This is a genomic window from Butyricicoccus sp. OF10-2 (genome assembly GCF_003481925.1).
Lineage (GTDB): Bacteria > Bacillota > Clostridia > Oscillospirales > Butyricicoccaceae > Agathobaculum > Agathobaculum butyriciproducens.
The window spans coordinates 158,944-185,454 of sequence record NZ_QUMC01000002.1; the positions used below are offsets into that span (position 1 = coordinate 158,944).

General features: G+C 53.1%; 29 protein-coding genes. 7 read left to right on the forward strand and 22 right to left on the reverse strand.

The genetic code is table 11. The features are described from left to right. The first annotated feature begins 182 nt into the window (after positions 1-182). Positions 183-1,331 carry a hypothetical protein gene (locus DXB00_RS02485; protein WP_118360186.1) on the forward strand — a complete coding sequence of 383 codons (1,149 nt, stop codon included), beginning with the start codon at positions 183-185 and terminating at the stop codon, positions 1,329-1,331. 135 nt (positions 1,332-1,466) lie between these two features. Here the strand turns inward: DXB00_RS02485 and DXB00_RS02490 are convergent, their stop codons facing one another. The 16 genes from DXB00_RS02490 to DXB00_RS16250 form a co-directional block, all read right to left on the reverse strand. Beyond that, the gene (locus tag DXB00_RS02490) at positions 1,467-2,369 is read right to left on the reverse strand and encodes a conjugal transfer protein (protein WP_118360187.1); all 903 of its coding nucleotides are present in this window, start codon (positions 2,367-2,369) and stop codon (positions 1,467-1,469) included. A gap of 18 nt (positions 2,370-2,387) precedes the next feature. Next, the gene (locus DXB00_RS18090; protein ID WP_442861356.1) at positions 2,388-3,434 is read right to left on the reverse strand and encodes a lysozyme family protein; all 1,047 of its coding nucleotides are present in this window, start codon (positions 3,432-3,434) and stop codon (positions 2,388-2,390) included. Next, positions 3,421-5,547, reverse strand: a complete 2,127-nt coding sequence (locus DXB00_RS02500; RefSeq protein WP_118360189.1) for a CD3337/EF1877 family mobilome membrane protein — start codon at positions 5,545-5,547, stop codon at positions 3,421-3,423. The genes DXB00_RS18090 and DXB00_RS02500 overlap by 14 nt, the downstream gene beginning before the upstream one ends. Positions 5,548-5,550: 3 nt before the next feature. Continuing rightward, entirely contained in the window at positions 5,551-8,001 is a 2,451-nt protein-coding gene (locus DXB00_RS02505; RefSeq protein WP_118360190.1) for an ATP-binding protein, read from the reverse strand. Continuing rightward, positions 7,985-8,377 carry a conjugal transfer protein gene (locus tag DXB00_RS02510; protein ID WP_118360191.1) on the reverse strand — a complete coding sequence of 131 codons (393 nt, stop codon included), beginning with the start codon at positions 8,375-8,377 and terminating at the stop codon, positions 7,985-7,987. The genes DXB00_RS02505 and DXB00_RS02510 overlap by 17 nt, the downstream gene beginning before the upstream one ends. Positions 8,378-8,549: 172 nt before the next feature. Next, positions 8,550-8,882 (reverse strand): antirestriction protein ArdA, encoded by a 333-nt coding sequence (locus tag DXB00_RS02515; protein ID WP_243022699.1) that lies wholly within the window; start codon positions 8,880-8,882, stop codon positions 8,550-8,552. A gap of 2 nt (positions 8,883-8,884) precedes the next feature. Continuing rightward, entirely contained in the window at positions 8,885-9,373 is a 489-nt protein-coding gene (locus tag DXB00_RS02520) for an antirestriction protein ArdA (RefSeq protein WP_199677292.1), read from the reverse strand. Between the two features lie 46 nt (positions 9,374-9,419). Then, a complete protein-coding gene (locus tag DXB00_RS02525; RefSeq protein ID WP_110437264.1) occupies positions 9,420-9,641 on the reverse strand; it encodes a hypothetical protein in 222 nt (73 codons plus the stop codon). Then, a complete protein-coding gene (locus tag DXB00_RS02530; protein WP_243038521.1) occupies positions 9,641-10,795 on the reverse strand; it encodes a replication initiation factor domain-containing protein in 1,155 nt (384 codons plus the stop codon). The genes DXB00_RS02525 and DXB00_RS02530 overlap by 1 nt, the downstream gene beginning before the upstream one ends. A gap of 282 nt (positions 10,796-11,077) precedes the next feature. Then, complete coding sequence (locus DXB00_RS02535; protein ID WP_110437266.1) at positions 11,078-11,383, reverse strand: type II toxin-antitoxin system RelE/ParE family toxin; 306 nt, start codon at positions 11,381-11,383, stop codon at positions 11,078-11,080. Next, positions 11,380-11,682 (reverse strand): type II toxin-antitoxin system RelB/DinJ family antitoxin, encoded by a 303-nt coding sequence (locus tag DXB00_RS02540; RefSeq protein ID WP_110437267.1) that lies wholly within the window; start codon positions 11,680-11,682, stop codon positions 11,380-11,382. The genes DXB00_RS02535 and DXB00_RS02540 overlap by 4 nt, the downstream gene beginning before the upstream one ends. 80 nt (positions 11,683-11,762) lie before the next feature. Beyond that, the gene (locus DXB00_RS02545; RefSeq protein WP_118360193.1) at positions 11,763-13,073 is read right to left on the reverse strand and encodes an FtsK/SpoIIIE domain-containing protein; all 1,311 of its coding nucleotides are present in this window, start codon (positions 13,071-13,073) and stop codon (positions 11,763-11,765) included. Then, on the reverse strand, positions 13,073-13,453 hold the full coding sequence (locus tag DXB00_RS02550; protein ID WP_117751331.1) for a YdcP family protein: 381 nt from the start codon (positions 13,451-13,453) through the stop codon (positions 13,073-13,075). The genes DXB00_RS02545 and DXB00_RS02550 overlap by 1 nt, the downstream gene beginning before the upstream one ends. A 22-nt stretch (positions 13,454-13,475) precedes the next feature. After that, positions 13,476-13,799: a YdcP family protein gene (locus DXB00_RS02555; protein ID WP_116704820.1), complete on the reverse strand. Its 324-nt coding sequence runs from the start codon at positions 13,797-13,799 to the stop codon at positions 13,476-13,478. Between the two features lie 17 nt (positions 13,800-13,816). Then, positions 13,817-14,878, reverse strand: coding sequence for a DNA cytosine methyltransferase (locus DXB00_RS02560; RefSeq protein ID WP_118360194.1), 1,062 nt, complete (start codon positions 14,876-14,878; stop codon positions 13,817-13,819). Continuing rightward, a complete protein-coding gene (locus DXB00_RS16250; RefSeq protein WP_158574629.1) occupies positions 14,865-15,020 on the reverse strand; it encodes a hypothetical protein in 156 nt (51 codons plus the stop codon). Before DXB00_RS16250 ends, DXB00_RS02560 begins: the two co-directional genes overlap by 14 nt. Positions 15,021-15,279: 259 nt before the next feature. Between DXB00_RS16250 and DXB00_RS02565 the strand changes: the two genes are divergently transcribed. The 4 genes from DXB00_RS02565 (at position 15,280) to DXB00_RS02575 (ending at position 18,868) form a co-directional block, all read left to right on the forward strand. Continuing rightward, entirely contained in the window at positions 15,280-15,540 is a 261-nt protein-coding gene (locus tag DXB00_RS02565; RefSeq protein WP_367399550.1) for a manganese catalase family protein, read from the forward strand. 221 nt (positions 15,541-15,761) lie between these two features. Further along, positions 15,762-16,748 carry a beta-ketoacyl-[acyl-carrier-protein] synthase family protein gene (locus DXB00_RS02570; RefSeq protein ID WP_330427908.1) on the forward strand — a complete coding sequence of 329 codons (987 nt, stop codon included), beginning with the start codon at positions 15,762-15,764 and terminating at the stop codon, positions 16,746-16,748. Beyond that, complete coding sequence (locus DXB00_RS17890) at positions 16,652-16,996, forward strand: hypothetical protein (protein ID WP_330427909.1); 345 nt, start codon at positions 16,652-16,654, stop codon at positions 16,994-16,996. Before DXB00_RS02570 ends, DXB00_RS17890 begins: the two co-directional genes overlap by 97 nt. A gap of 246 nt (positions 16,997-17,242) precedes the next feature. Beyond that, positions 17,243-18,868, forward strand: a complete 1,626-nt coding sequence (locus DXB00_RS02575; protein ID WP_199697244.1) for a class I adenylate-forming enzyme family protein — start codon at positions 17,243-17,245, stop codon at positions 18,866-18,868. A gap of 61 nt (positions 18,869-18,929) precedes the next feature. Here the strand turns inward: DXB00_RS02575 and DXB00_RS02580 are convergent, their stop codons facing one another. From DXB00_RS02580 to ychF, 4 genes are all read right to left on the reverse strand, one after another. Continuing rightward, the gene (locus DXB00_RS02580; RefSeq protein WP_118285072.1) at positions 18,930-19,166 is read right to left on the reverse strand and encodes a hypothetical protein; all 237 of its coding nucleotides are present in this window, start codon (positions 19,164-19,166) and stop codon (positions 18,930-18,932) included. Positions 19,167-19,172: 6 nt separating this feature from the next. Continuing rightward, the gene (locus DXB00_RS02585) at positions 19,173-19,721 is read right to left on the reverse strand and encodes a tRNA (mnm(5)s(2)U34)-methyltransferase (RefSeq protein ID WP_118729732.1); all 549 of its coding nucleotides are present in this window, start codon (positions 19,719-19,721) and stop codon (positions 19,173-19,175) included. Between the two features lie 12 nt (positions 19,722-19,733). Then, complete coding sequence (locus DXB00_RS02590) at positions 19,734-20,507, reverse strand: IclR family transcriptional regulator (protein WP_118478628.1); 774 nt, start codon at positions 20,505-20,507, stop codon at positions 19,734-19,736. Positions 20,508-20,855: 348 nt separating this feature from the next. After that, a complete protein-coding gene (gene ychF / locus DXB00_RS02595) occupies positions 20,856-21,959 on the reverse strand; it encodes a redox-regulated ATPase YchF (protein WP_118729733.1) in 1,104 nt (367 codons plus the stop codon). A gap of 139 nt (positions 21,960-22,098) precedes the next feature. On the opposite strand from ychF, the gene DXB00_RS02600 reads away from it, so the two are divergent. Both DXB00_RS02600 and DXB00_RS02605 read left to right on the forward strand, forming a co-directional pair. Beyond that, complete coding sequence (locus DXB00_RS02600) at positions 22,099-23,001, forward strand: hypothetical protein (RefSeq protein WP_118729734.1); 903 nt, start codon at positions 22,099-22,101, stop codon at positions 22,999-23,001. A gap of 129 nt (positions 23,002-23,130) precedes the next feature. Beyond that, complete coding sequence (locus DXB00_RS02605; protein WP_118729735.1) at positions 23,131-24,426, forward strand: M23 family metallopeptidase; 1,296 nt, start codon at positions 23,131-23,133, stop codon at positions 24,424-24,426. 62 nt (positions 24,427-24,488) lie between these two features. Here the strand turns inward: DXB00_RS02605 and DXB00_RS02610 are convergent, their stop codons facing one another. Continuing rightward, on the reverse strand, positions 24,489-26,273 hold the full coding sequence (locus tag DXB00_RS02610; protein WP_118729736.1) for a Na/Pi cotransporter family protein: 1,785 nt from the start codon (positions 26,271-26,273) through the stop codon (positions 24,489-24,491). A gap of 18 nt (positions 26,274-26,291) precedes the next feature. Further along, positions 26,292-26,511: hypothetical protein (locus DXB00_RS16770; protein WP_207665890.1), on the reverse strand; the 220-nt coding region annotated here is incomplete at its 5' end.

The following is a 26,511-nucleotide window of genomic DNA, read 5'->3' on the forward strand; positions in this document are numbered from 1 at the left end:
TTACTGCAAAAATCATACTGAACTCTGCACTTTCAGTACAAATTCCACTTTTAATGGTATAATACAAATATGAAATAAACAATTTACATACTCGATTATCTTTCACAATAACTGTAAAGCATTTTATAGTCTTACCAGCTATATTTGAGTTAAATTATAATGGCTATTGCAGGAGAAAAGTAATGAAAAAGAACCTTTCCATTTCATGCATTCTATTAGCTGTAGTAACTATGTTCGGTCTTTATTGTTATCGAGAGCGTGAAAATAAAAATTTAGTTGCTTCCATTGAACCATACACCGAAACCGCAGTAATCTTATCAGATTATATTGATTTTGAAAAAAGCATTTATATCGGTCACAAATCCGACCATGAGATATTATATAAAAATTACGCTGATAACTATATCAGGTCGGTTGACTTAAATACCCAAGAGCAACAGGAACTTATTAAATTGGACACGCAAACAAACGGCACCATGACAACCTTTGATTATAAGGATAATTGGTTTGTCTGGTCCGAGAGCCAAGACGCCGAACTGCGTGTAGGAAGTTCTATTGGTGAAAATTGGGCTGTATACGCGGCTGACCTGCGTACAGGAGAAATCATATTCGTAGACGGCGAAAACGATTTCTTCCCTAAAACACGGAATTTTGACCCGCACCCGTGGTCGCTTTCGGTAAATGGCAGCTTTGTTGTTTACGCCAGCTATACAGCTAATGAAGATGGTATTTACCCTGCAATAAAAATTTATGATTTGAACAATCATAAATTGGAAATTGCAGATACAGCAGATTCCATGCAAACCACTTTTGGTTCACCGTCTGTGAATGACAAAAATGTTGTTTATCTAAAATATGATTCTAATGGCAGTTCCCTTTGGACATATGACATAGAAAAACATAAACGTATGTGTATCGAGCCGCCCGAACCGTTGCAGGAAATATGCATCACAAACTCTTTTATCGTAGGCGTTTCGGAGTGGCAGCCGCAAAAATCAGAATCGTTATACTGTTATGACTTCGCTCATAAGAAATGGTCAAAACAGATAGACGCCACCACGAAATTATATCCAAACAATATTGACAGCACCTTAGAATTTGCTGAACTGCAATCTTCAAACGATTTTATAACATGGCGTCCGATTACTGGAAATGCACTTTATGTGTGGGATATAACAACCAATAAAGTATTGGATTTGTCCGAAAATGTTTCTGGGTTAATTGATTATGTATTATATCCTTTTGATGAAGATTATCTGGTTTGGTGTGAAACAAATACACAAACGCAAGAAACTAAGTATCCATGTATAAAAATATCAAGTGAATCATAAAATTTTTGCGCTCGCCACCGCGAGAATAGAAGGCTCGTCTCAGAATCGAAACATTCTGCGACGAGCCTTTTTCCTCTTCGGTATTCGATTTTCACACTTCGTTACTTGCTACTTTTCCCCGTACAAACGCATACATCACCCGACGATTTTCCAATTCCCATCCACCAGTTTCAGCGCAAGCTCAAACTGCGAAATCTGCGTCATTTGTGTAACGCTGTCCAGATATTCCACCGCCACAGTTGCCGTTACGGTATCGCCGTCCTTGTTCAGCACCGTGCTTTTAAGTTGATTGAACGCATAGTCCACGCACTTTACCGACGGCATGGAACCACTGCTGACATAGTAAGACAGCTCTTTTTCCGTAGCCGTCGGATACAGCGTGAAAAAAGTGGTCAGGAAATCCGTAATATCCTCGCTCTCGGCCGCAGAAACCGTTCCGTCGGGTTCTGCGGCTTTTGGCGTATATGCAGATTTTGCAGGCTTTCCGGTGATCGTCGGTGCTTGCGTGATAACCATATCGCCGTTATCGTCCTTGTGGACCATCGTTTTATAAACGCTGAATACGGTGTCCTTTTTCTTGCCGTCCGAAATGGTTTGCGCTACCGTGAACACGACCGCAAAATCGTTTTCGCCTCTCTGCGCCACAGACCAAATCTGAACGTCCTGCACGGACGAGGAAACCGCAACGTCACTTTTCACGGTGTCAGCCGTTAAACGCTGCAGGTCCTCGGTCAGATAACCGGTCAGCGCATCGGTACGCTGTGCAACGGAATCCTTGTTGTTGCTCCATGAATAGTACGTTTTCGCAAAGTTCCGCACAAACGCTTCTACGCCGCTGGTATCCTCCACACGGCGCTCAACAATCTCCTTTTCGTGAACAGTATGGGTGTCAATCGCTGTAAAGTTCTTGTACAATGCAAACGCAAATCCACAGACGAACAGCAGCCACAGTGCAATCACAGCAGGCTTGCGGCTGTTCACCGTGTAAACGCGCAGTTTCTTTTGTTTCTGCTGCTTTTCTGTCTTTTTCTGAAACATAATTCGTTCTCCTTTGTCTTATTTTTGTGCAACCACAGCGCCGCCCCAGCCCCAGCCGCCGAAGCCATAGTAGGCCGTCCAGCCCTCTACGGTATCAATGACAGTACCGCCGATGTTGGAAATAATCTGGCCGTTGCCAATGTAAATGCCGACGTGACCCGCATTTCGTCCGCAGGTGTCGTTCGTTCGGGACTGGTATACCGCCGGGTCATTGTAAACCATCGCACCGAGCGGAATATTCTTGCTGGACTTTCCGACCGTATACAGCGCACGATTTTTGCCCGCACAACAATGCCGGTCGATGGATACACCCGCTTTGCGGTAAACTTCTTCCGCCCATGCTTCACAATATCCGCCAGCAGCCGAAATACCGTACTTTTCTGAATTTCGTGCCACCTCGACAATGCGATTCTGTGCGTCCGTTCCGAGTGCGTCACCGCCGGTCTGCGTCAGATATTGCTTTACCAACTTGACATAGAACATATTGCCGTAGTTATACCGCCAGCCGCCGTTGATCGGCGTGGAAATCTCATTTTTATAGGTGACTTTCACGCCGCCGGAGTGCTGACGAGAAAACTCCTGTGCCAGTTCAAAGGTGTACCGCTTGCCGTTTTTCGCAACGAAGTCCAGAAAGCCACTGCCGTAATTGTACGCTTGAATTACAGCGTCCATATCACAGCCGAGTTTGTCCGCCTTTGTCACCAATTCGGCGAAATACTTGCATCCCTGCTTGATACTGTCCTCTGTGCCGAGCGTATTCATCGGCAGTCCGGCAGATTCAGACGACTGCATAACGTCCTCCAGCTTGCCCTCGCTTTCCACCTGAATAATAGCAAGCAGGACATAGACATAATCGCTGATACCGTTCTGCCGTGCGTACTTCTCAACCATGGGTTGATGCGCGAGCACTTCTGCTGAGAGATTCACACCGATATACAGTCCCGAATTACTTCCGCCGCCCTCATCATCCGAAGCAATAATCAGAAACATCGACAGAAGTAAAGCAATCAGCAGTCCGAAGCCCAGGCACCTGCCATTGCCGCCTTTTTCATCACTTGCGCTCACCTCGGCTCTCCGAACGCCGCTGTTTGCGCGTGATTTCTCCGGTTTTCCGCTGTTTGAACTCCACACCAAAGGTTTCTTCGTCCAGTCCTTTTGGCATTGTATATCGTGTTTTCGGCTTGTCCGGCACCATCGGACGTTCTGCCGGACGGTCCGGCTTGCGGTCTGCAACCGTAGTCTGCGGCTTATCCTTGACCGTCGGACGATCTTCCCGCTGTCTGGGTGTCGGTTCAATCCGTTCCGACCGAGGTCGATTCTGCGGTGCAGACGGCTTTTCCGGTTCGGTTTTCTGCTGTTTGGGGACAGTTGGGCGCTCCTTTGGTGCAACACGAGTGCTTTCCGTTCTGGGCTTTTCCGTATTACCCTCATTGCGTTCTCTTTTTCGCTGAGATAACTGTTCCCGGCAGCTTGCCGTGGTAGTCCTGCGAGATTCCATCTGTGCAGCACGCGCTTCTCGACGTTTCTGCATGGTTTCCCGCACACTTTCCCGTGCAGATTCCACATTGCTGCGGACAGCATATTCCGCATTAGTCGGTGCGTCCTTGACCTTTTGCACGGTTTCTACCGCCTTATCCCGCACGCGAGATGGCGTATCCGCAATCTTGCCTGCCGTTTCGCCTACTCTCTGACCAAGATTCTTCTTCTTCGGCTGAACGGTTTCACGGCTTGCCGAAGTTGAAGCTGTTCTCTGTGTACTCTGCATAGCACGGCGCTGCGCAGAGCGCTTTCCTACTCCAACACCTGCCGCAAACGGCAGTGCCTTTCTCACAGCACGAGAAATCGTCCGGCGCGGCCGGTTTGTCATGGCTCGACCGACACGACCCGTGCCCTCATCACGCAGACCGATCATGCCGAGCAGCTTGTCGCGCTTCATGTACACGCCCGCGAACACAATTACCTGCAGCAATACGACCACCACGAACGGTTTTCCGTTGGCAATCGTGTACGCTAGCGAGGATAGCACCAGAACGAACGTGGTCAGCAGCGTTGTTCCCACTCTCAGCATAATTGTGTTAAACAGCGAAATCACTGCTCGTCTGCTTGTCCCAGAAAACGCCGGAATCATGCTGATCAGCAGGCTCACCGGCAGGAACATCGCGCTGATGATAAACAAAATCTGCGATAGAAGCATACTGCCTGTGAGCATAATCGCAAACGCCGACACTATCAGATTGAAAATCAGGAAGAACACGGATAGGCCGAACCGGCTTGTCACCTCGGTTACGGTCAGATTGCCATTATCGTAATCTTCCAGTTCCGATTTCACGACTTCTTCCCTGTCTTTGCCGCGATTCTCGTCCGGCGAAGTGCCGAGCAGGCTGTTTACCCGTTCTTCTCCGATATTCTCCACATTCGAATCGCCAAACTGCATGATAAGCCACGGCTGCTTGACTTGGATACCGAACAAACAGTCCCGAATCGCAGAAACGCCCGTGTTCTCGCCTGCCGTGTCCGGCGCAAGAATTTTCGCGCTCACATCGACAATACCGTTGCTGATGTCGCTCGAAAACTCGTTTACACCGGTAATTGCAGATGGTGCGTAGGCAATCAGCCCAACCGACACCACAAACACAACGGCGAAATTCAGCGCCGCATGAAACGCTTTTGTCGTTTCTCGTTTGACCAGTCCAACATAGGTGCAGTACACGCCAACCAGTAGCGTGACAATCGCCATCATACCGGGAAACAGGCCCGTGCTGTCAAATCCGCTGGCCGATACACCCGCGATCAACTGAATGTTTTTGCCGATCTCACTGGCGGCACTGCTGATGAAGTCGAGGTCATATGCCTGCTGAATCAGATAACCAACTGCATTTGAAATGTACAAATTCAGCGTCCACAGGAAATTCGTGAACAGGTAAATTGCGTACTGCGCCGTTTTGCCGATACCGTCCAGCCAGTTCCATGGCAGCCAATCCCACGAGGAATCAACGTAAAAATCAAGCTGGTAGTTATCAATGGGATACCTGCTGAACTCGTGCGCCGTATCAATGGTTTCGTCCAGCAGTCCGGCGGCGTGCGCCTGCACGGTGAACAAATTGAGAAAAAGAAAAGCCATCACAACCGCGATAAAGGCTGTAATGGCTAATTTCTGAACTTTTAAGGCATTTGTCACACGTTACACCTCGTTCCCTGTAACCGGCGGGCGCGTATCGAACGCATGGAACAGATAATCGAACATGACATGGAACTTGATAACGCCGATGCGACCGTAAAGGTCTTGGAAAAGGCACTGACCGTTTTCCAGATTGCGAAGCCGCTTCTGATTGTTTTCGTCCTCGGAATCCAGGCCAAAAAATTCAAGCGTTTTCTTGATCTCGTTAATATCCGTAGAGCGGAACGCAAACTTCATGCCGATATTGTTCTTGATATTCTCGTCTGCCACATCACCGGCGTTCTGGGTGACAAAGTAAACGGCAGCGTTCATCGAACGACCGGCGCGAACCAGCTTGTTTGCCAGCGTTTTGCCCTGTGCCACATTGAGGAACGCCCATGCTTCATCAAGACCGACCATCTTGAAGATACTTCTGTCCGAATGGATAAAGTCCAGCGCAAAGGTGGAAATGACGATCAGCATGGAGATAGACAGCATTTCAATGGTGGTGTAGTCCGCAGGCGCGGTATCCTTATCCGGCAGAACCAGATCGGCAACTTGAATGATATTCAGCTGCTTTTCAAGGCTGATCGTCTGCTGCACCTTGCCATTTGAGAACAGCAGGTGAGCAAAGTCATAGTCCGTGAACGATTCGATATGCTCGGCAATCGCAAGCGCGGTTTCCGAGCCATCGTCCCGCAGCGCATCAATGACGCGGAGCAGACCGCGCGTTTCGCTGTTTGTGACCGCACGCACCGCCCGTCGCAGGACAGGAAACAGCTTGCCGTCACGCGAGGAAATGCCCGTAAGGAAAGTCAGCACATCAAGCGCAAGGCTTTCTGCATCCTTAGTTTTCCGCATGATGATATATGGGTCAAGCATCCCCTTGTTTTCCTCGTCCGAGGTCAGATTTACAATATTGATCTCGTCTGCAATCTCCGGCAACCTCTCTTTCCAACGGCCGCGCTCGGATTTCGGGTCAAGGATAAGAGCCTGTGCGCCGTTCAGAACAGCGTAGTAAGTAAGCAGGTTGAACGACAGCGATTTACCGCCGCCCAGAGAGCCGAGAAATGCACCGGACAGCGCATTGGTGACAGAGCCTTTAACGCCTTGTGCCGCTTTGGCAGGCTGAACATAGACATTCTGGTCGGTATCGACATTGTAGCCGAGATAGATACCGTCACGCTCACCGAGCATTTGCGTTGCGCCGAATCCCAAACCGGCGAGAAAATCACTGGTGACATACTGCATATAGTCATTCATGTACCGCTTACTTGCCGGAATAAATTCGCTGTGCAGTCCCATCATATCACCGATCGGCCGAACCAGCTTGATACTTGCGTCATCGTAGAAATCGCGCACTTGGTTACAGCGGCGTTTGAGTTCTTCCACGTCCGGCGCGGTAACGCGCACAACATAGGACAGCTTGTACATGGATTCTTTGCTCTGGTCAAGAACACTTTCGAGTTCATCTACGCTGTCCAGCGCTTCTGCCACCTGATTGGTGGTTTCCGAGTTATTTTCCCACGCATGATTATCGAGGTCTTTCAGCTCTTTTTTCTTGTTGCGAACCGTATGTAATGCAGCTTTATTCGTGATAATCTCTACATTCATTGAGGTATCAATCGCAAAGTCAAACTGCTGTTCCTGATAGTAGAAAATCTCACTGGATGGGAAATCCAGTTCACCGACCACATCCGAAATCGTAAAGTACGCAACGTAGCTTTCCGAATTCTCGGACTTCATGTGTAAATACCGCTGTTTTTCCTCAATCAGACAACGGGCAGGCTTGATAAGATCATACTTTTTAACCAGTGTATCACGCTTGCGTTTTTTAAGTGGCAGCGTAAACGCAAAATCTTCATAGGCCGTGCCGGTCCTGCCGTAGATATGCTCCAGCAGATAGCCGAAGTCATTCTTATTTAGCCGACGCACCTTAAAACGACGCGACAGCTTATTTTCCATCAACTTTTCCATGCGGGAATAACGGCGGATTTCGTCGTTTGGCATACTCACGAAATCACCCATGAAAGAACTGCTGATAGCGTTTGCCGCATCGAACAGCACATTCTTGACCTGTTTTCCCACATCTTTCACGGACAACTCCTTATCCGTCACAACCAGCTTAAAGCCGAGGAAAAAGCGGTAATCGACCTGTGTATCACCGAGAGAAGCAATCAGATTTTCCGTCTGCTCGTCAATCTCGGCGCAAGCGATCTCTTTCAGTCGTCCGGTCACGCTTTTCTTGGAACGCTCCTGTGCGGCGCGGATACTGCTTTCTGTGCTAATCTGCAAAGCGTGAATCTTGCCATCACGGTTCTGCGCGATAAGCTGCCGGAAAGCGTCATGCACCGCGTCTTTCTGTTCCAGCGAGAGGAACGAGTAGTTGAACGGAATCAGTTCGTAATATGCAAAACACTCGCCCTCAATGTTCCAAACAAGGTTATTTTCAATATATTTAATCGGATACGGCACGGATAATCTCACTCCTCACTACGGTAATATCCGCGTTCTCGCGGTGCTTTTTCAGCCGGACAGACTTTCCGGCAAAGGTGACTTTCGGACGCAGCGCATAGGCGATTACCGAGCACACGAAACTGTACGGTTTCTTGCCGTCAAAGGTCTTTTTGCTCATAAACCACGTCACACCGAACGGAATACCGCACAAAATCAGCGGGTTATGAATAAGCACCAGCGGCGGCACTTTACGGAACATGAACACCAGCACACCGCTTACCGCCAGCCAGAGCAGCTGGGTCACGGTGACAGGTGTCGGCAGTTTTGCGTCACCGAACGAGTATATTACCTGTTCTACTTTCCATACACTGCTGTAACTTCTTAGTTTTTTCAAATTGCAGCTCCTTTTCACTTTTCTACATTATATAAAGGGTATAGGGGGAGAGGAACGAGTTCCTGCCGCAGGCGTCTTTCCTCTCCCCCTACACGGTTGATGTATAACTCCTTGTCGGCAGTTACACACAGCCGTGCTTCACCCCCTCACCATTCTCGCAGCGGCCCTCCTTTTATAGAACGGGATTCTGATTTTTGGCAAAGTGCTTATACACATTTTCCACACTGCCATACTCTTTGAGCAGTGCACCCGTATTGTTCTGCACGGATTCCGGCAGATATTCTACAAGCTGACACAGACAGTTCAGTTCTTCGATCATCATATCTTCATCAATCTCGAACGGCAGCTCGTAATCACGGATAACGTAGTCCGGCTCCTGGTCGGTCACGCCAATACGTTCTTCCAGCTCGTCATAGTCGATGGGCGGCGTAAACCACGCACCGACCAGCTCAATTTCGCGGCTCTTATGCCGCTTTTCGATGTAAACTCGCATTTCTAATATCATTTTCACCTCACCAGTTCAAACACGCCGTCTTTGGTTTCCACAAAGTCGCCCTCCATCGAGAGATCGCGTCCGTACTGCACGCTGTCGAAATACCGGCGCAGTGTTTCATCCGAAATCAGGCCCTCGTCCAACATCTGCTCTGCCACATCGGCCGTTGTATCACAACCGCTCCACAGGATAATATCGTCCGCGTGTTCGCAGAAGTCCTCGACACCGCTGTAATAACTGAGCAGCGAACCCATGTTATCCCGAATGTAGTCCGGCAGGTCCTCCACCATTTCGCACAGGCGGTTGACCTCCTCGATAGGCGTATACTCGCCGATCTCGAACGGCAGTTCAAAATCGTGGATGGCGTACTCCTCATACTGGTCGTTCAGCCCGATACGCTCTCTCACTTCGTCCATGTCGATAGGCGGTTCAAACCACGCGCCGACAAGTTCGCCTTCGTTGTATTTGCCGAGATTGGCAATATAAACGCGCATTTCTTCCATGTTTTCACCTCCATCTCATAAGAAAAGGCTGACTTTTCAGCCAGCCTTACGCACCAAGAATCTGATTGAACAGATTCAGCAGAACATCTTTAACGCCTGCCGCGTTGAACACCAGACCAACCGACAGCATGGCCACCACGAGAAAACCAATCAGCTTCGTAAACTCACGCTTGAAGCCGAGATACAGGCCGATCACCACGATAGCAACCAGCACCAGCGGCTGGGCGTTCGACAGCAGCCAGTTATACAGATTTACGCCAAAATTCATTAGTTATCCTCCATCTGAATCATTTCATTAACCGTTCTCATCTTCTGCTGAATGATTTTACGGTGCTTGTCCCGCAGTTCTGTGTTGTCCAGAATATCCTTGACATGGGACGTTCCACACTTTTCATCAATCAGCATGAGCATTTTCGCCGTCGGTGCCACCTGATGCGAAAACCAGTTCAGCGTCCGTTCCAGCGTGTACGGCTCGGGTGCAGTTGTCAGTTTGAGCGTATTGCGGTGCTTGCCGATAAAGGTTTCCCACATCGGGTTCAGCGGCCATTCCTCACGCGGTTTTCCGCTCTCCTTATCCACAAAACGCACATAGCGGTTGATAATGCCGAACGCTGTCTGTTCCGGATTCTCGTTCGACACAAGATCATACACGGCGTTGTCCGCCCGCTCATTTTTCAGCCGGATTTCAAAGCGGTTCTGAATGTCCGCCTGTTCGAGCGGCGTACCGTTTTTCACAAGCTGCTCATACGCTTTCTCGTAAAGGCAAAAGTACAAATCGGACTGCATCGAGCCGATGTACAGCGTTGCGCCCATGTGGGCGCTGTCCTGCTCCTGCCGACTGACCAGCCCGCCCGAGCGAAACGCCCGAAAACTGCGGAACACCGAAACGCATTCCTCCTTGCGGCATTTGCTGATAAGCAGCGGAATATCCAGCATACCCACCAAGTCATTCACCGCGAGGTCTACCCGTTTGAACACCGCCTTTTCTTTCATACACTTACGGAAAAATTCGTACCAAGTCCGCTTTTGTCCGTCCAGATACGCTTCAAACTGCCGACAGCCTTTGCCGCGCAGTTCAAGCAACACGCCCATTTCTTCCAACGGCGAGGTCAGCACCATCACGTCACCAATCCGGTAAGTGCTCGTGTAGCCGTACATTCCACGCGGCTCCTGCACCAGATATTTCATTTTCAGCCGAAGTACATCTTCAATGATGTGCTTCACATCCATTGTTGGAAAGCGGATACGCACATAGTCGAACAGCAGTGTCAGCGGCTCAGGGTGCAGCCGAATGAGCGCGTCTTTCAGCCGCCTGCGTACCTTTTGCGGCACGGATTGGTTTTCCTGCTCCAACCGGCGGTAATATTCCGGTGTCAGTCCGGCTTCCAGAGCCAGTTCCTGTTCGGATACGCCAATTTGCATCCGTTTTGCCCGAAAGTCCGTTATCCAAGTCCTGTTTTGCAATTTTACCTCCGTTTCTGATTGATTTTGTTCAAAGTTTTGCGTAGTTCGCCTATCTTGTCCGATTTGTACCCCCCTGTTAGAGAAAGGGGGTTCCGACGTTCGGGCGCGGCTGCGCCGCGCCCAACGCACCGTTCCGTGCCGTCGGCTTTCGCGCTGCACGCCGCCGCACAGACGGCGCGAGGGCATAGAAAAACGCGCAGAGTTCTTTTCTCTGCGCGTTTTGCGTGTACATATTTAATTTCAAAAAAGCAGCGCCATATAATCCTGACGCCCATCAAGTACACGGGTAACTTCTACATATTCGTTGCCCACAACACGATAGAACACAATCTGCTTTGCTACTACTAAAAACCGAATGTCCGTATCTACCGCATAGCGACTGCACAATTCTGTGCCCATAAACGGATTATCCTCTAACAGCATAATCGCGTCATACACCCGACGAGTTAATTTTGCTGCTGCTGACGGATTGTTAAGCTGCTCCCTAATATATCGTTCCGTTGCCCGCATATCTTCAACAGCAGTTTTCTTAAATTTAATTCTCATTCAGCAATACCCAACATAGCCCGGGCCTGCTCGGCAGAATAGCTTTCGGTGCAATCATCGCCCTTTTTCAGTTCTTTCACCAACCGTGCCAGAGCCTTTGCCTTAACAATTTCCGCATTATCTCCTGTCACTGCAAAGGGGAAACCGCCTGCATTTAATGACTGCTGAAAAAACACATTGATTGCGTCCGTGAGTGTCAACCCCGTTTTTGCATAAATCTGCTCCAATTCTTCACGAATTTCAGGATTCATGCGAATACGGAACATATCTGTTTTTGCAGAAGAAATAACATTATCCATCTTGCAGACCTCCTTTTCAAATTTAGTATAACACATCGTATTCTATGCGTCAATTATGTAGCTACATTGTTGCTACATAATTATTTTGCACACCTCCCAATCTCCTGCAAAAAGTCGTACCCTTTCGGCACGATCGGAGTATAAAACTCCGTAATCACCCCCTTTCCGGTATCGGCATAACCTCTTCCCTTGATATTCTTGAAAAAGAACTCCTTTTTCGTTTCTCCAAACATCATACTGTATCCAAGTTCGGACATTCTACCAAGCGCGACACGGAAATTAAACTGGTCGCGGATACCGTCACCGAGATATTTAGCATCCGGGCGCTGACAGGCGAGAATCAGGAAGAATCCCGCCTGCCGTCCCAGCATGACAATCTGCCGCAGCTTGTTGAGCACATCTTCGCGCTCCCTGCTGGTCAGCATTTCCATAAACGCAACGTACTCGTCAAACACGAGAAAATGCGGTGAAAGTCCGAGATATGCATAGTTTTCGCCGGTTTTGTAATTTTCCATGCGCTTCATATCCGCACTGCGTTCGTGCATAGCCGTGCAGAACTCGGTGATACACTGCACGATCTCCTCTTTGCGGCTGCATACGTTCGGCAGGACACTGGATAAGTCCGCTAAATCTGCGTTTTTCGGGTCAAGAATGTACAAAACCGCATTAGTTTCTAACAATGCCCGAATCAACGTCAGGATAAAGTACGTTTTGCCGCCGCCTGTACCGCCCGCGATCAGCATATGCGGCAGACTGTCAAACTCCCAATAGGTGTTCTGCATAAGCCGCATTTTGCCGTGCTCCACGCACACCTCAGAGATGGGGATACGGTTTGCGATCATGTCATACAGCAGCGTGTACTCCACAAATCCGTCCAGCAGTTCCCTGCTGACAAGCTCACAATACAAACCGCTTTCCAGCTTGTTTTCCAAGTGCAGCAGCGGTTCTTGAAACTTTCCGAGCGTAATCTCCGCCGTGATATGCAAAAGCCCGTTTTCCATGCGGTAATACATTCGCAGAAAACGGGCAATCTTCGGTTTTGAACTTGCAGGCAGGTCCTTAAAAAATCCCTCCGACTGTTTGGTGTCGCTCTGCTCATACCACTGGTTTTCCAGTACCATGCGCGCCAGCTTTTGCCGATGGCGCATTTCATTCAGCTTGTCCGGAAACCGGCGGTACAGCAGCCACGCCGTCACGGTACACACTTTTACACCCATGGCCGCGCTGAACAGCAGGTAAGCCACGGACGGACTGCGCCAGTCTGTGCGGATATTCAGCAGTACAAATGCCACGGCAAACACCGCGAACAGCAGGAAAAACACCGTTCGGAACACCAAATCTTTATCGTTCGGACGAATCCGCCTGCCGCGCTTTCTCCACAGCCTGTGCATTACGATTTCTTATCCGCCGGAACATCCTTGTGCGGCTGGCTGTTCTGTGCGGGCGTTTTGAGCACCAGATCGTCCGCCTTGATGTACCAGTCCACCTCGGCGCTGTTGCCGAACGTCACATGGGCGATTGCACCGAACATCGGATTGACCAGTTTCACTTCCGCGTTGTACGCAAAATCGCGCACCGGAACGCTCGCCGGAACACTGACCTGAATCATACGGCCCTGCTTGTCGCTTTTCAGATCGTAGGTGCGCTCCTTGACCACCTCGGACGGCGTGCCGTCTGCGTTCTCCTCGAACACCTCGCGGCGCATTGCCGAAAAACGCAGCGTGCCGAGCGTTGCTTCATTTTCACCAAAAAAACCATTGCTGAATCTCATAAATCGTACCGTCCTTTCTCGTTTACGCCTTTTCCATATCTTCCGCGTGTAGAATGTAGTCCACGAACGCGCGGCCGTTGATAACGTAGCCCTCAGCCGTCACGGACGGGTTCTTGAGCTTGACCGGCTCCATATACGCGAACTGCTTCTGACCTGCTGCGCCGTCGATCACGACCTCAATATCATCCGCACGCTGCACATCGCTGAACAGCTTGTAGCGGCGGTACAGCACCTTGGTCTGGGTGCCGTTGCGACGGGTGTCGCCGCGCTTTACCTCGGCCGGACCGCCAAATTCCAGATTGCCGAGCGACTTCGCCATGTTCGGAATCACAAATTTCAATTCCATAAAAAGACCTCCAAATTCTAATTCATTACTTCCGCGATACCCGCCATCACATATTCTGCGCACGGCAGGGCAATCGAGTTGCCAAGTGCGCGATAACGGGCATGATCGCTGATTTCTTCATTCTTGCAGCCGTACTTTGTCCAGTTTTCAGGCAGACCCATCAACCGCTCACATTCCAGCGGTGTCAGCACGCGCAGGAATCCGTCCCGTTCCTCACTCTCGTACCAAAACGAAAACGGCGCCGTTACACTCGCAAGCAGAGTTGGGAACGGTTCTCCTCCTCGTCCGAAGCTGGCACAGAACCCTTTCTGATCTCCGACCTGTGCCATAGTTCGCATACGCCGGAGGGAAAACGGTCTGACGATGGGTACCTGCCGCCCTGTTTGAGCAGCAGGCACTCCACCTCTTTGGGTGGCGGACAACCCGCCCGGACCGCTAATCGTAGAAAACGGGAGCACAGTCCGGGGCTTAAATAATACTTCTCCGGCACGCTGGCCTGCAAAATCCGCCACGACGAACACGCGCTTGCGCCGCTGTGCGAGGGCGGGTTCTCCCCAATACTGGGCGTCCAGCAGTCGCCAAGCGGTATCAGCGCGTCCCCCTCGCACCATTCCGGCGTGCGCCCATCCACGAGGAGGCACTGAAACCTCGGCACCTGTGAACGCACTGAGCATGGCTGCAAAATCCAGCCTGTCATTTGAAGAAAACGCTCCCGCAACGTTTTCCCAAATACAGAAAGCTGGATACCGACCATTGGTTGCATATCTCATCTCCTCGATAATTCGCATGGCCTGATAAAACAGGCTGGATTTCTTGCCCGCAAAACCATTTCTCGTGCCAATCTGCGACAAGTCCTGACAGGGCGAGCCGAACGTAATCACATCGACCGGCGGTATCTCTGCGCCGCTGATCTTTGTAATGTCACCCAGGTGCAGCATATCCGGGAAATGCCGTTTGGTGATGGAGATCGGGCGTGCTTCGATCTCACTCGCCCATACGGGTTCAATGCCGCAGTGTACCGCCGCCAATGGAAATACGCCGATTCCATCGAACAGACTGCCGAGTTTAAGTGCGGTCACGCGCATACCTCGTGCGGCCCATCATGCCGTGGATACGGCAGTTGCCGGTGCGGATTTTCTTGCCGCGTACACGGGCAAGGCAGTCGCAGTGCTCGTCCGGGTCTAAGTGTGCCCCGCAGTGCGGACAGATGTTGTAGTACATGAGTATCCCTCCTGCTATTACATGAATTGTCATACTATCTGTACGCTGAACGGCGGCGGTCTGGCAAACAAACAATAGATTTTATATTGAGTAAGCATGATCTTCTCCTTTTTCGGGTAATGAAAAAGCCGTCCTTCTTTGAGAACGGCTTTCGCTTTACCAGTTTTTGACGTAATATGGTTTGTATTTTAGGAAACAGCTTGTCCTGCTTTATTTTTGTCATTTTACGGTAATTTTGTTGTTCTTGTCACACCGCAGCATGAAAAGGCTTGTACAAATTCCCCTCAAAAGTTGTTCTTATCCCATCGTACCAGAGCAAAAGGCCAGAACAACTTACGACAACCTTCTCCGCCTGATCGACGACCCGGATGTTCGCGAGCCGCTCAAATTCCTGCGGGAACGAGAAGTCGTGCATTTCCAGCGGTTCGGAGATGCGCTGCGCGTTGTGCAAGATAATCTGGATGCCAAGAATTACTACGCCTACAACCCGTCCATCGACATCCGGCCCAAAGAGAAATAACGCATTTGCAAGGAGATGGTCCCTGACCGTCTCCTTTTTTGTGCAAATACTGCATCAATCCGGGGCACTGTGCAAAACAAATTTGAACACTTTACCGTGTAAAGTGACTTTTCTTTTCCGTGCATTTCTGCTATAATGCTATTAAGTAGCGCATATTATATATTTGCCTGATCACTATCGGACAGGCCTTCGCATAAATTTCAGTAAGTAGGGGAACAAGCATGAAAGAACAGAAATTGGTCATCACCGGTATGGGCGCTGTTACGCCGATCGGTATTGGTGTGGACGCATACTGGTCCGCACTCGTGGAGGGACAATGCGGTGTAGGAAAAATTACCCGCTTTGATGCATCCGAGCTGCCCGTGCAGATCGCGGCAGAGCTGAAGGACTTCGATCCCGCTGCCTACATGCCGAAAACGCTGGCCCGCACGATGGACCCGTTCATGCAGTTTGCCTTTGTTGCGGCCGAGGAGGCTCTCAAGGACAGTGAGCTGTCCATCGAGAGCGAAAGCGACCGTATCGGCATCGTCATGGGCACTGCAATGGACGGCGTTACCACCGTTGCACAGACGCAAGCTGCGTTCGACGCAGGCAAGCGCGTCGGCCCTCGCTTTGTGCCGATGACCATCGGCAACATCGCTGCTGCCCAGATCTCGATTGCACACGGCATTCACGGCCCGAGTCTGACGCTCAACACGGCATGCTCGGCAGGCGGCGACGCCATCATGACCGCAGCGATGCTGCTCCGCTCCGGCGAGGCAGACGCGGTTCTGGCAGTCGGCGGCGAGAGCATTCTGTGCCCGATCGTGGTTTCCGGTCTGTCGCAGGCCAAGGCGCTTTCCCGCCGAAACGACGACCCCGAGCAGGCGTGCCGCCCGTTCGACATTGACCGCGACGGCTTCGTTATCGGTGAAGGCGGCGGCGCTCTCCTGATTGAGACCGAGGAGCATGCACTCGCCCGCGGCGCAAAAATCCACGCCGTACTCGCCGGTTACGCGAATACCTCGGATGCACACCACGTTACCGCGCCCTGCCCGGACGGCGAAGGCGCTTCCCGCTGCATGAGCTGGCGCTCAAGAAGGCCGGCATGCAGCCGTCCGACATTGGCTATATCAACGCGCATGGCACATCCACGCCGCTCGGCGACAAGGCCGAAACGCTGGCAGTCAAGGCCGTGTTCGGCGGCCGCGAAAGCGCACCGCCGATGAGCTCCACCAAGTCCGCGACCGGCCACCTCATGGGCGCCGGCGGCCTGACCGAAGCCATCGCCTGCATCAAAGCCATCGAGGAAGGCGTTCTGCCGCCCACCCTGCACCTGGCAAAGCCCGATCCGGAATGCGATCTGGATTATGTGCCGAATACCGCGCGCAAGGCGGAAATCAACGCTGCAATGAGCAATTCGCTCGGCTTCGGCGGACAGAATTCCAGCCTGATTGTTGCCAAATACGAGAAATAATTCCTATCAAGAATACGCAGTTAGTGATTATGCATCCTTAAAATTGCGAATCTTTATCCTATTGCAAATAAAAGTAACAGGGACACCGGCACGCAGCCTGTGTCCCTGTAAGATTTTTCTTCTTGCAATTTCGTGATTATGTGGTATTATAATATTCGTTAAATGGTTTTTAACTCTATATACAACCATCCCCTGAGGTAATTATGAATTGCTAATACCCCATACAAATTATTAAGAGGTGATCCCTTGAGTCACGAATACACCTATGATATTTCCATGTTCCGCGACACATTTGAAACCCGTTTCACCTATCTGAACGGTTTTCTGCGCAATGTTTCGCGTTTCGGCAGCCGACCGGCACTCTTTGACCCGCGTTCCGGCCGCCGCTGGACCTACCGCGAACTGAACGCCGAAGCCAACCGTCTGGCGCATGCGCTGCGCGCGGACGGCGTCGGCAAGAACGACGTTGTCATGTTCACCTTGCTCAACTCGCCGGAGTTTGTTTTCTGTTATCTGGCGGCGCACAAGATTGGTGCGATCGCGTGTCCGGTCAACTACCGGCAGGGCGCAGGCGAGATTGCACTCGTCATTGATGACAGCACGCCCAAGGCTTTCATCTATGACGCCGAGTTCGGCGAGCTGTCCGGCGGTGCGCTCGACCTGTGCGAGAGCAAGCCTGCCATCAAGATCGTTGTCGGCGCGGACGATGCCGTACCTGCCGGTCAGGTGCGCTATGCGGATTACGTTGCCGATCAGCCGGAGAACGACCCGCCGATCGACTTCGACCCGCACATCTATGACGAGACCACCCGTCTGTACACCTCCGGCACAACCAACCGTCCGAAGGGTGTGCCGATCAACAATATCAACGAGGTGCTTTCCGCGCATGACGTTATGATGCACTTCCCTCTCGGTCCGACCGACCGCACGATGAACATGACCCCGTGGTTCCACCGCGGCGGCATCCACTCCGGCGGCCCGTGCCCGACCCTCTATGCGGGTGGCGAAGTTGTCATTCTGCGCGATTTTGCACCGAAGCGCTGCCTGAACTATGCCGAGAAGTACAACATCTCGTTCCTGATCGGTGTGCCGACCATCATTGCCATGCTGGCCCGCACGCAGGAGCGCACCCCGCACGACCTGTCCGCGCTGCGCGGCATTGTCACCATGGGCGCGCCGTTTGAAAAGAGCGCATGTGAGAAGTATATAAAGCTGCTCACGCCGAACATTTTCAACGGCTACGGCACGACGGAATCCTTCTGGAACACATTTCTGCGCCCGTTCGACCTGCCGGATAACGCAGGCTCGGCCGGCCGCTCGTGTACGGACGACGAGGTCCGCATCGTAAAGCTGCGCGAGGACGGCTCCCATTCCGAGCCGGATGACCTGGTCCCGCACGACAACGTGGCCGAGGGCGAGATTATCATCTCCTCTCCGGCAAAGAGCGCATTTTGTTACTATAATAACCCGGAAATGACCGAACAGAAGTTCTACAAGGGCTTTCTGTACACCGGCGATGTCGGCACATGGGACGAGAACGAGTTCGTCACCGTGCGCGGCCGCAAGGACGATATGATCGTTTCCGCAGGCGAGAACATCTATCCGCCGCAGATCGAGGCCGTGCTGAACGACCATCCCAAGGTCGCAGAGAGCGCCGTTATCGGTGCGCCGGACAAGCTGCGCGGCGAAGTTGTTGCGGCATATGTTGTGCCGAGCGACCCCTCCCTCACCGTTGAGGAGCTGAAGGAGTACTGCACGAACAGTCCCATGCTGTCCTCGTACAAGTGGCCGCGCATCTACAACATCGTTGATTCCCTGCCGCACACCGCGACCGGCAAAATCATGCACCGCGCCCTGCGCAAGCAAAAATAACCCAGACAGCACAAAAGGAGAATGGATTCGTTCCATTCTCCTTTTTTCATCTACAACACGTTTACAGTAATCCTTGCAGCGACAGCGCAGCCGCCAGCGCCAGCAAAATGGCGATCAGCGTTTTCAGCACGCGCAGGAATCGTTCTCTTGTGACAAACCGCCGCCAGCCGGTCGGCTTCGGGTCCGGAGGAAGCATTTCGTCCGGTGTCGGCTTATGGTCGAGCAGCCCCACGCCGCAATCCTTGCATTTACGAACATTCTCGACGTATTCCGCGCCGCATTTCGGGCACCAAGGCATAATTCGTTACTCCTTCCAGATGAAAATCGGCAGCGGCGGATCATTTTTTCGGTTCATCCACTCACAGCCGAGCACGGTATAGGTTCGGTCGTCGAGTTCCCGCAAGTGAGCCAGAAGCGCATCGCGCTCCTCATAGCCGTTTTCCTTGCCATAATAGAGCGCAAGCGCGATCAATCCGCCTTTTTTGAGCAGTTTCAGTCCCGCATCAACAGCAGGCAGTGAAGTCTCTGCGGTGGTGAATTTTGTCGGGTCTCCGCCGGGCAGACGGCCGAAATTGAACACGATGCAGTCCACCGTCTCCGGTTCGGCGTAGTGCGCCATGTTAGCGTGGCTGTCGAGGTAAACCTCGGCGCTGAGGTGCTCTTTCGCCAGCAGCTCGCGGGTCTGCCGGACGGCATCCTCCTGCACATCAAAGGCCAGCACACGGCCGATTTCGCCTGTCAGACGGCACAGCAGTGCTGTGTCTCTGCCCTTGCCCGCGGTCGCATCAATACAAAAATCGCCTTCCCGAACCTGCCGCCGGAGCACATCATGCACAACCGAAAGTGTGTTCATGCTCTGCCCTCCTCAAAAGCGGCCGCCGCCGAGCGCGCGCGCGATTTCGTCCCGCGCAGCCATGAGCGGCGCACGCAGCTCTGCCACGCGCTGGTCGGTCATGCGGCTGACCGGCGCAGACAGCGAAATCGCGTAGGACGCGCGTCCGCGGTAGTCCGGAATGGCGGCCGCAATGCAGCGCACGCCAAGCTCGTTCTCCTCATTGTCGAGCGCGTAACCAAGCTGACGCACCTTGTCGATCTCACGGAAAAACGCGTCCTCATCGACGATGGTGTGCTCGGTCCACGCATGCACATCGCTGTGCTGCCACACATCGCGCACCTCTGCGGTGTCCCATGTGGCAAGAATTGCCTTTCCAACGCCCGTACAGTACAGCGGCAGGCGCATGCCGATGCGCGAGAACATGCGGATGGCAGACGAGCCGTTATCCACTTTATGGATGTACACAATGTCCTTGTCGTCGCGCATGACAAGGTGAACGGTCTCATCCGTGCACTGCTCGAGCCGTTCAAGCGACGCGCGTGCTCTCTCAACAATATCCAGATTATCCACAATATAGCTGCTCATCTCGCACAGGCGCATACCGGCGCGGTAGACGCTGGTTTCCGCGTCGCGCTGCACATAGCCGCGCGCACACATGCTGGTCAGCAGACGGTGAACCGTGCTTTTGTGCAGGCCGGTTTCCGCAGACAGGCCGCCGATGCTCATGCCGTTGCGGCTGCGGCACAGAGTTTCCAGCAAATCGAATGCGCGGTCGAGCGATTGAACGGTCGATTGCTCCGCCATGAAAACGCTTCCCTTCGTTCCGTATTATAAAACACAACTCCATTATACAGCAAAGCTGCACAAAAAACAAGGGATTATTATGGTGTGGTCGCCAAATTGGGATTGGTCACTTGCGAAGCGGACGGAATTTGCGCTGACACCGCGCGGGCGCAACACAAGGCGAATTGCCCGAAGGGCAAGAGAAGGTCCCCTGGGGATAACAGTGCCGCGCAACTCGTTTATACGTTGTTGCGTCTGTCACCTGCGAATAAAGCTGCTGATAAACGCTATCTTGCAGGGAGCGAAATTTCTCCTTTTACAAAGCAAAACCACAGTCAAAACGACTGTGGTCTGCATAAAATTCAGCAATTAAACATTGAAACGGAACAGAACAACATCGCCGTCCTGCATCACATACTCCTTGCCCTCGGAGCGAACCAGACCCTTTTCGCGGGCAGCAGCCAGCGAGCCAAGCTCGATGAGGTCCTTATAGTTGATAACCTCAGCGCGAATGAAGCCGCGCTCGAAGTCGGTGTGAATCTTGCCGGCAGCCTGCGGCGCCTTTGTGCCCTTCTCGATGGTCCACGCGCGAACCTCCTGCTCACCGGCGGTAAGGTAGCTCATCAGGCCGAGCAGGTCGTAGCAGACCTTGATCAGACGGTCCAGACCGGACTCGTGCAGGCCGAGTTCGGACAGGAACATCTCCTTCTCCTCTGCGTCCATGCCGGCGATATCCTCCTCCAGCTTTGCGCAGATCGGCAGAACCATCGCGCCTTCTGCGTCTGCAATGGCCTGTACCGCCTTGAGGCGCTCGTTCTCGGTATCGTTGCCGGTAAAGCCTTCCTCGTCCATGTTTGCTGCGTAGATGACCTTCTTCGCGGACAGCAGGTCGCTCTCACCGATGACGCGTTCAATGTCCTCGTCCTCGCCAAAGCCCTCGAAGGTGCGGGCGGTCTTGCCCTCCTCCAGATGCGCCTTCAGGCTCTCGAGGATCTCCACGTCGCGGAGCAGCTTCTTGTCTGCCTTTGCAGCCTTGCGGGTGCGGTCGAGACGGCGCTCGAGGTGCTCGATGTCCGCAAGGATCAGCTCGAGGTTGATAGTCTCGATGTCACGGGCCGGATCGACCGAGCCTTCAACATGCACGATGTTCTCGTTGTCGAAGCAGCGGACAACGTGAACGATGGCGTCAACCTCGCGGATGTGGGACAGGAACTTGTTGCCCAGACCCTCGCCCTTGCTTGCGCCACGCACCAGACCGGCGATGTCCACGAACTCGACCACCGCAGGCGTGGTCTTCTTTGCGTGATAGAGATCGGTCAGCGGCTGCAGACGCTCATCCGGTACAGCGACCATGCCGACGTTCGGGTCGATGGTGCAGAACGGATAGTTTGCGCTTTCCGCGCCCGCCTGCGTAATTGCGTTGAACAAGGTAGACTTGCCGACGTTTGGCAGTCCGACGATGCCGAGTTTCATAATGTAATTCCTCCAACTTTATAAGGGGATTTTCTGCTCCCCGTTTTCTGCATAAAAATAGTATACCGCTTTCGCTGGAATTTTGCAATGTTTTGCGCTATACTAAAGATACCAATTTGTCTGCAAGAGGTGAAAAGCCATGCCTTCTTATGTCACTTACCATATTTTTGCGGCTACCGTGCAGCGCGTAACCAGTGATTCGGTCGCCCATATCGCGTCCTCCTACCCGGCAGCCTACCGATGGGGCTCGCAGGGACCGGACCCGCTGGCGCTCTATCACGCGCCGTTCCCGTCCGCGCTGCGCAGACTGGCGAACCGCGTCTGCACCGAGCCGCCCGCGCCGCTGTTCGAGTCACTGTGCAAAGCCGCCGTTGCGTCGCACAACACGGCTGCACTCGCGTATGTATTTGGATTCTGCACGCACTATGCACTCAGCCGCGTAACCTATTCGTTTGTTTCCGCACAGGCGGACAGGCTGTCGCAGTTCATGCCGGGCTACTCTGCCGAGGCACGCCGTCATTTAGTCGAGAGCGACATCGACGGTGTGATGATCGCGGATTTTGTCTCGGACACGCCCGCCGAGTACGAGGCGTACCGTCAGCTGGAGCCGGATGCGCCCGAGTCCCCTCTCGCGGCGAAAATTCTGGCGCAGGCCCTGCGGGAGACGTATGGCGTGCACATCACGCCTGCCGCCGTCTACCACTCGATGAACGATATGCGCCGCATGCACCATCTCGCGCATCAGGGTACCTCTGCGCTCACCCGTCTGCAGCGGTTCGAGCACCTGATCGGCAAATCCGGTTTTGCGTCCTCGCTTATCCGTCCGACAGAGCCGCTCTCGGCGGACTGCACCAATCAGGAGCACCGTCCGTGGACATCCCGCACCGGCGAGCGAACGGATTCGTTCTACGATCTGTTTGATGCCGCCGTGCCGCTGGCGGTCTCGCTGCAGCGTGCCGCTCTCGACCGCTATTATCAGCAGAAGCCGCTCGATCCGCGCTTTTTCCCCACGGATTTTACGGGCACACCCATCAAAAAATAAAAATTTGATAACTTAGCGACAGGTTTCGTATGACTTCGCTCCCTGAAATGGGTATTCTTGGTGCTGTTACCAAACTGTAACCATTGAAAGGAGTGAATATGGCGCACATCATTCCGCCATACTACTATCATGCGAAACCTGTTATCTTTTGTTTTGGGCGTGATTTCACGCCTGCTCTACCTGCTTCTGCGGCTCATCCTGCTGCTCGACCGCACGATCTGCCGCGTATACGACCTGCCGGTCTGGAGCCGGTTCGCCGGTGTTCTGCGGCAGGCAGGCCGCCGCCGTTCGGTCTGTGCGCTGAGCGTATTCGGACTGCTGTTCCTGCTGCCCGCTCTGCTGCTGACCCGGCCGGGCACGCTGCTGCTTGCGGACGGTCAACCGCTCGGTGTTATCGAGGACAGCGCAACGCTGCTGAACGCAGTAAACGCGGTTGAATCCAGCGCATCTGCCGTTTCCGGCACGGACTATTACCTGCCGCTGCGCCTGCAGGCCAAACCGGTGCGGACAGCTGCTCCGCTGCTGACGCAGGAGGAACTCGAGCGCAATCTCATTACTGCCAGCGGCGAGTTGGACACGCTTGCCATTATTTCGGTGGACGGCAAACAGACCGCCATTGCCGCCGATACGGACGGCGCGCAGGCCGCGCTCGACCAGATCAAGGCCGCGTACACGACAGCGGCAGACGAAAACGTACACTTCCTGCAGACCGTCCGCGTGGACAAGGCCGTTGCGCCAGCCGCGCTTGCAGAGACCGATTCCGCGCTGTATGATACCCTGTCGCAATACCTTGACGTGACCGCGACCCGCGCCGTCACCTACACCGAGCAGATTCCGTTCGACACCGTGACGCAGGAGAACAAAAATCAGGACCAGACCTACCGCGAGACCGTCCAGCAGGGCTGCGCAGGCACAGCGCAGGTCACCGCCGAGATTGAAACCGTGGACGGCGAGGAGCGCACGCGCACCATCCTTGCGCGCACCGTGCTCCGGCAGGCCACCGACGAAATTGTCGAGGTCGGCACGCGCAATGTCGGCATCGGCACCGGAGAATTTGCCGTGCCGCTGACCAGCTACACGTTCACCTCGGCGTTCAAGTACCGCTGGGGCCGCCTGCACGGCGGCGTGGACCTCGCCGTGGACGAAGGCACGCCGGTCTATGCCGCGGATAACGGCAAGGTCATCGTTGCAGAGGACTCCGGCAACGGCTACGGAAGCTATATCATCCTCGACCACCGGAACGGCTTCAAGACGCTGTACGGGCATAATTCACAGCTGCTCGTGTCGGTCGGCGATGTGGTCAGCAAGGGCGATAAAATCGCGCTTTCCGGCAATACCGGCAACTCCACCGGCCCGCATCTGCATTTTGAGGTGCAGGTGAATGATGAAAAGGTAGATCCCCAGCAGTATGTCAGCCTCGAATGACCGCCGCAATCATTTTCCATTCTCAATCAAAAAGAGATTGGCACAAGCCAATCTCTTTTTGATTACTCCATCGCCTCGACTTCATCAATCTTGGTGAGGTACTTATTCTGATAGAATTTGAGCTTCTCCGCGAACTGCGGGGTCTCCTTATACGCCTGCTTGACGTAGGCGTGCGTATCAAACTCGGCTGCGCCCTCGGCCAGCTGGATGGTATAAATGGCGATATTCGAGCAGTGGTCGCTGATCTTCTCAAGGTCATGCACAATATCCAGGAAGTGGATACCGGTCTGCATGGTGCACTCGTTCCGGCCCAGACGCTCGATGTGGCGGCTCTTGAGACGCTCCTTCATCGTATCCACAACTTCTTCCAGCGGCTCGACCATACGGGCGGTCGAAACAGCCTGATTGTCATAGCCGTCAACGGTCATGTCGAGCACCTCGGCAACCGCTTCGCACATGGTGCGCAGCTCCTGCATCGCACTCGGCGAGAAGGACAGACCGGCCTCACGGAACTCGTCGGCACGCTCGAAGATGTTCTGCGCATAGTCACCGATCTTCTCAAAATCGGACAGCGAGTGCATCATCTCGGCCATCTGGCGGCGCTGATCGACCGAACGGATGTTGTGGATGGTGGTCAGGTAACGGCCAATCTCAACCTCTGCACGGTCGAGGAAGGCCTCGTGCTCGTGGAAGATCTCCTCGTTTGCAGCCGCGCCGCCGAACAGCGGGTCGGTTGCCAGATGGAAATTCTGCTTGGCAGTGTCGCCCATGTCAGCAATGCAGCGCTGTGCCTGATCGAGTGCCAGAGATGGCGTGGTCAGGAAGCGAGGCTCCAGCTTTGCCAGCGGATCCTCCTGCGTCTCCTCTGCGGGCACGCTCGCCGTTGCCAGCTTGACCAGCAGACCGGTGAACGGCAGGAACAGCACCGTACAGGTAAGATTGAACAGCGTATGGAAGTTTGCGATACCGCCCTTGTCGATTGCGTTATCCCAGAAAGAGAAACCAACCGTGTACTGAATCGCATAAATGCCGATCAGGAACAGGATGGAGCCGATCAGGTTGAAGTAGAAGTGTACCATCGCGGTACGGCGGGCATTCTTGGAGCCGCCCACCGAGGACAGGAATGCGGTGATACAGGTACCGATGTTCTGACCGAGGATGATCGGGATAGCAGCCGAATAGGTGATCGCACCCGTGGTAGACAGCGCCTGCAGAATACCAACCGACGCGGAGGACGACTGGATGATCGCGGTAACGCCCGCGCCGACCAGCACGCCGAGCACCGGATTGGAGATAGCAGCGAACAGATCCGCGAACTGCGGCAGATCAGCCAGCGGTGCAACCGCGCCCTCCATGACCGACATGCCGATGAACAGAATACCGAAGCCGGTGAAGATATCCGCGATATCGCGGGTACGGCGCTTTTTTGCAATCATCATAATGATTACGCCGACAAGTACGATGATATATGCCAGATTCTTCGGCTTGAGCAGATCCATGAACAGGCTGCCGCTGCCCTCGCCGCCGGACAGACGCAGGATCTGCGCGGTAATCGTGGTACCGATGTTGGCACCGAGGATAACGCCGACCGACTGCTTGAGCGTCATGATACCGGCGTTTACAAAGCCGACAACCATAACGGTCGTTGCGGACGAAGATTGAATGACCATGGTAACGACCATGCCCATCAGCAGAGCAGTAACGACATTGCCCGTCATTTTTTCAAGCGTTTTCTCCAGTTTAGAGCCTGCTGCGCGCTCCAAACCTTTTCCCATTGTCGTCATACCGTAGATGAACAGCGCAAGACCGCCGATCATCTGCACGATTGACAGCACATCAAAATCCATATGCTTCCTCCCGTTTTGTTACATAATCATTTTCATTATTTCTTCACAATTCGCATACATTTTAATTATATTGTTTTTACATGGTACTGTCAATAAAAATTGCGTTAATACGCAGGCTTTACACATATTTAACATTGGTTTGCCTACCCGGCAGGGGCACAAGAGGGTAGACACCTGCGGTTTCCACCCTCTGATTTTCACCCCTTTCCCTTTGGATAGCACGGCGAAATTTGCAGAA